This window comes from Actinomycetota bacterium (genome assembly GCA_036280995.1).
Classification (GTDB): domain Bacteria; phylum Actinomycetota; class CALGFH01; order CALGFH01; family CALGFH01; genus CALGFH01.
In genome coordinates, this window is sequence record DASUPQ010000252.1 from 1 (window position 1) to 5,626 (window position 5,626).

At 71.3% G+C, this 5,626-nt stretch carries 4 protein-coding genes; 2 read left to right on the top strand and 2 right to left on the bottom strand.

Annotated elements, in window-relative coordinates; translation table 11 throughout:
* The coding region (locus VF468_08480; GenBank protein HEX5878342.1) for an FAD-binding protein at nucleotides 1–679 on the bottom strand (679 nt) is incomplete at its 3' end.
* Nucleotides 680–870: 191 nt separating this feature from the next.
* Here VF468_08480 and VF468_08485 point away from each other — a divergent pair.
* On the top strand, nucleotides 871–1,746 hold the full coding sequence (locus tag VF468_08485) for an aldo/keto reductase (protein ID HEX5878343.1): 876 nt from the start codon (nucleotides 871–873) through the stop codon (nucleotides 1,744–1,746).
* Nucleotides 1,747–1,970: 224 nt separating this feature from the next.
* On the opposite strand, the gene VF468_08490 is transcribed toward VF468_08485, so the two are convergent.
* Complete coding sequence (locus VF468_08490; GenBank protein ID HEX5878344.1) at nucleotides 1,971–2,897, bottom strand: AraC family transcriptional regulator; 927 nt, start codon at nucleotides 2,895–2,897, stop codon at nucleotides 1,971–1,973.
* Between the two features lie 127 nt (nucleotides 2,898–3,024).
* Here VF468_08490 and VF468_08495 point away from each other — a divergent pair.
* Nucleotides 3,025–5,626, top strand: a 2,602-nt coding sequence (locus VF468_08495) for a family 78 glycoside hydrolase catalytic domain (GenBank protein ID HEX5878345.1), incomplete at its 3' end; no start/stop codon positions are given.

Here is a 5,626-nt window from a genome sequence, read left to right on the forward strand (position 1 = left end):
CCCGCGTCTTTTGCCAGAGCTCCCGGATCACCGGGCTGCCGAAGTCCCCGATGAGGCTCACGCTGTAGGCGCTGGCCATCACCTCATCGAACGCCTCCAGCACGGTGTCCCAGGGCGCATCGCGGTACACGTCCTGGCGAACCAGATAGGTGGGCTGAATGTCGAGCACCACTCGGGTGACAACGCCGAACGCCCCGAGACCAACCGCCAGCGCCTTCAGATCGGGATTCGACCGGTCCACCGTGACCAGCGAGCCGTCGGACTTCACAAGTTCAACGGCTGACACCGCCGTAGACAGGATGCCGTGGCGGTCGCCGGAGCCGTGGGTCCCGGTCGCGGTGGCGCCGGCCACCGAGATATGCGGCAGGGAGCCCGTGTTGTGCAGCGCGTAGCCCTGCGACTGCAGTGCGGCCGCGAGGACCCCGTAGCGGGTTCCACCGGTCACCGACACCGTCATCGCCTCGGCATCGATGGTGACGTCCGGCGCCAACTCCGACAATGAGATGAGCGCACCGCCCGGGGAATCGGCGATGGTGTTGAACGAGTGACGGGTGCCGAGGGCCTTGACCCGCGGCAGTCGGGCGACCAGTTTCTGCACCTCAACCACAGAAGCGGGGTAGTGGACGGAAGCGGCGCTGTAGGCGAGATTGCCCGCCCAGTTCGTCAGCTCCAGTGCCACGGTTCACCTCGCTCGGAGGAGTTGCCCACCATCTTCGCAGGCATCTCCTCGAGTGACGGCTCAGACACAGGCGGTTGCCCGGCCTGGGAACGGCGACGTCGACATGGGTAGCCTTTCGTCGCACCGGCCGGACCGGTGCAGACCTTGCCGGAGTCGTGACCGGGTCGCCGACCGACCAAGGAGTGGGTGCCGTGGAGCAGCGCAGACTGGGTCGCTTGGGCCACCAGAGCTCGGTCCTGATCTACGGCGCAGCTGCCTTGGCCGAGGTCGACCAGGCCACCGCCGACGCCTCGGTCCAGCTGGCCCTGGACGCCGGGATCAACCATTTCGACGTCGCGGCCAGCTACGGCGATGCCGAGCTTCGGCTGGGCCCGTGGATGCCCGACATCCGCGGCCGGATCTTCCTGGCCACCAAGACCGGCCTGCGCGACCGGGAGGGCGCCTGGGCCCAGATCAACCAGAGTCTGGAGCGGATACAGACCGATCATGTCGACCTGATTCAGGTCCATGCCGTCGGCGACCTGGAGGAGCTCGACCTGGTCACCCGGCCCGGAGGGTCGCTGGAGGCGGTGGTCCGGGCCAGGGACGAGGGGCTGGCTGGTGCGGTCGGGATCACCGGCCACGGGCACCAGGCCCCGGCGACCCACCTGGAGGCGCTGCGGCGCTTCCCCTTCGACACCGTCCTCACCCCGCTCAACTACGTGCTCGGCCAGAATCCGGCCTACCTAGCCGACTACCAGGCCCTAGTCGCCGAAATCCAGGCCCAGGACGCCGGCCTGATGATCATCAAAGTGGCATCGCGGCGGAACTGGCCCGAGGGGCCGGACGGGCACAGCTACACCACCTGGTACGAGCCGTTCGACGACCAGGAGCGGGTCGGCGCCGCCGTGGCCTGGGTGCTGTCGCATCCGGAGGTGACCGGCATCGCCACCCCGGGTGACGTCCGGCTGCTGCCCCTGGTTATCGAGGCCGAGCGGCGCCTCGGCGAGATCGGCCTGGCCGAGGCCGAACAGGTGCTGGGCCACGCCACCGACTACAGCTCACCGTTCATCAACATCCCGATCTGACGGCTCGGCCGAGAAGGTCGCCGCGGCCATCCGGACATCCTCGCCCAACCTGATGCGACCCATGTCTACACAACCAGTTCGACGTCATCGCCGGGATGCTGGGCCGCCAGTTCCCACGAACCCGTCAGGGAAGGCGCGCCCGGATGCTGTCATGGCTGCCACCTCCTCGAGCCGTCATTAGCACAGTATGAACCCCTGGTAGGACAAAATCAGCCTATGGCCGACTACTTCGACCCTCGTTCCAGCCAGGTCTGCAGCCGCCGGGTCCTGTCGGCGAACCGGCTGCGGTAGGTGGTGGCGCTGAGGCCGAAGTGGGCCTTGAAGCGGCGGGCGAAGTAGTTCTGGTCCGGCCAGCCGACCGACCGGCCGATCTGGGTCACCGACTGGTCGGTGTGCAGCAGTAGCCCGGCCGCCGTCTCCACCCGTCGCCTGGCCAGGTACGCCATGGGGGGCATCCCGGTGGACGACTTGAACAGACGCAGCAGGTAGCCGGGGGAGAGGTGCAGCCGAGCGGCCAGCTCGCCGAGCGTCCACGGGTGGGTGAGCTGCGAGTCCAGCAGCTGCATGGCCTGGACTACGGCCGGATGGGTCGGTCCGGTGGGCTCGATGAGCCGGTCCCGGTCGGCGGCCACGGCGCGGGCGAGATGGCCCAGGACCAGCGTCAGGTGGCTGATGATGTCGCTGCGGTACAGGCCGAGTGGCCGGAGGCGGAGCCGGTCGAGCGCGTCGAGATGGACCAGGCAGTCCTGGAGCGCCGGAGCGCCCAGGGTCGTGACCAGCATGCCGCGTCGTCCCATGGACAGCGGCCCGGTCCAGAGCAGGTAGCCGAGGAGCGGGTCCTCTCGGGTCCAGGCCAGCTCCCGGTGGAGCAGCTCGGCGCTGAAGCAGCAGTTGTACAGCTCCAGGTGCCCGGTGTCGTAGCCGTGCCAGACTCCGGGGCGCAGGAACACGACGTCGCCCGCCCGGAGCGGCTGGCGGCCGGCCAGCGAGCGCTGGACGGCCTCCCCGCCGGTCACGACGGCGATCTCGACGAAGCTGTGGGTGTGGTCCTCCTGTGGTTCCTCGTGGATCCACGGGCCCGCATAGGCGAGCACGCCCTCGGTGAAGTACGCGCGGCCCCCAGGGGAGATCGTCACCGGGATCTCACTCATGCCCCAAGGGTATCGCGCCGCCCCCGCCAGATCATTTTGTGCTATCAGCGGACCGTACGGTGCTATCAGCAGGCCCGGTGTCGGCCCATCATCCGGCCTACAGCGGACGCTGCATGCGGGAGAGGCCATGGGCCACGTTGCCGCTCCGACGGACCTGCGGTTCGAGCATCGGACCGACGGTGGAGCCGTGCTCGGGATCGGGACCGCGACCCCACGACTGTCCTGGATCATCCCGGCGGCCGATGCCGGCTTCGTCCAGGATGCCTATGAGGTCGAGCTCGTGCGCGGCGGCGGGGCGTCCGAGGTCGTCCGGGTCGCGAGCGGGGAGCAGGTGCTGGTGCCCTGGCCCGCCGACCCGCTGACGTCGCGGGAGTCGGCGCGGGTCCGGGTGCGGGTGTGCGGGGCCGGCAGGTGGTCGGCCTGGAGCGACCCGGCGACGGTGGAGGCCGGGCTGCTCAGGACCGGGGACTGGACGGCCCGGTTCATCAGTCCGTGCGAACTGGGCAGGCTGGGCGCACCGGCGCCGGTGCTGCGGTCGACTTTCGACCTGCCTGGTGGGGTGGTCACGGCGCGGCTGTACGCCACCGCCCACGGCCTGTATGAGGCCACCCTGAACGGGTGTCGCGTCGGCGACCAGGTCCTGGCGCCGGGATGGACCAGCTACGGTCGCCGGCTGCGGTACCAGACCTACGACGTCACCGAGCTGGTCCGTGAGGGCGGCAACATCCTGGAGGTGCTGCTCGGCAACGGCTGGTACCGGGGCCGGCTGGGCTGGGACGGCCGTCACGCCCACTACGGCGACCGGCTGGCCCTGCTCGCTCAACTTGAGGTGACGACTTCCGATGGGCGGGTCATCCGCCTGGGCACCGACGCCTCCTGGACAGCCGGCGAGAGCGGCGTCCTGGCCGACGATCTCTACGACGGCCAGCGGACCGACCTGCGTCCCCGGAGCGGCGACCGCACCGGCGCCGTCAAGGTTGTCGATGCCGACCTGGCCCGCCTGGTCGCGCCCGACGGCCCGCCGGTACGGGTCACCCAGACGCTTCCCGCGACCGCCGTCTTCTCCTCGCCGTCCGGCGCCACCTTGGTCGACTTCGGGCAGAACCTGGTCGGCTGGGTGCGGCTCCGGGTCCGCGACCAGGCCTCGGGCCAGGAGGTCGTGGTCCGCCACGCCGAGGTGCTGGAGCACGGGGAGCTGGGGGTGCGGCCGCTCCGCACCGCCAAGGCCACCGACTCCTACCTGCTGGCGGGTGGGCCGCTGGAGGTACTCGAGCCGAGCCTCACCTTCCACGGCTTCCGGTACGCCGAGATCAGCGGCCTGCCCGAGGTGCGCGTCGAGGACGTCGCGGCGGTGGTCGTGGGCTCCGACCTCCGGCGGACGGGCTGGTTCGCCTCCTCGAACCCGCAGCTCGACCGGTTCCACGAGAACGTCGTCTGGGGGATGCGGGGCAACTTCGTCGACGTGCCCACCGACTGTCCCCAGCGCGACGAGCGGTTGGGTTGGACCGGTGACATCCAGGTCTTCGCCCCCACGGCCAGCTTCCTGTTCGACAGCGCGGGCTTCCTGAGCTCCTGGCTGGCCGATGTCGCCGCCGAGCAGCGGCCGGACGGGTCGGTGCCCCTGGTCGTCCCCGATGTCATCGGGTCGCCGCTGCCCGCGGCGGCGGCCTGGGGCGACGCCACCACACTGGTGCCATGGGTCCTCTACGAGCGCACCGGCGACGTCGGGCTGCTGGAGCGGCAGCTGCCGAGCATGCGCGCCTGGGTCGACTACATCGCCGACCTGGCCGGCGCCGACCGCCTCTGGACCGGGGGCTTCCAGCTCGGTGACTGGCTGGACCCGACCGCTCCCCATGACGCCCCGTTCGAGGCCCAGGCCGACCCGGACGTGGTGGCCACGGCCTACCTGGCCCGCTCCGCGGAGGTGGTCGGCCTGGCCGCGGCCGTGGTCGGCGACGCCGACGTGGCCGAGAAGTACGCCCGCCTGGCCGGCGAGGTGCGGGAAGCCTTCGCCCGCGAGTTCGTGACCCCCGGCGGGCGGGTGCTCAGCGACGCGCCGACGGTGTACGCCCTGGCGCTCGCGTGGGCCCTGCTGCCCACCGACGACCAGCGCCACCACGCCGGGGACCGCCTGGCCGACCTGGTGCGGTCGTCCGGCTTCCGGATCAGCACCGGCTTCGTCGGCACCCCGCTGATCATGGACGCACTGACCGGCTCCGGGCACCTCGACGTGGCCTACCGGCTGATGCTCCAGACGGGCTGCCCCTCCTGGCTCTACGCGGTCACGATGGGAGCCACCACCGTCTGGGAGCGTTGGGACGCCATGCTGCCCGACGGCAGCATCAACCCGGGGCAGATGACCTCATTCAACCACTATGCCCTGGGTGCGGTGGCCGACTGGCTGCACCGCGCGACCGCCGGGCTGGCGCCGGCGGCCCCCGGCTACCGCGAGCTGCTGGTCCGGCCGGCGCCAGCCCGGAGCCTGACCTCGGCCTCGGCGCGTCATCGCACGCCCTACGGCGACGCCGAGGTCGCCTGGCAACGGTCCGAGGGCCAGCTCCGGCTGCGGGTCGTCGTCCCGGTCGGCGCCACGGCCAGCGTGCGCGTCCCCGGGTGGCCGGAGCCGGTGCGCGTCGGCCACGGCACTCACACCTGGCAGACGGCCGACCCGGCGGCGGTCGCCCCCCCGCTGGCGGCCCCGGCGACCGTCCGCGAGGTCCTCGACCACG

Coding starts and splice junctions, on each gene's coding strand:
- VF468_08490 (HEX5878344.1), bottom strand. CDS start 2,897: ATGAGTGAGATCCCGGTGACGATCTCCCCTGGGGGCCGCGCGTACTTC.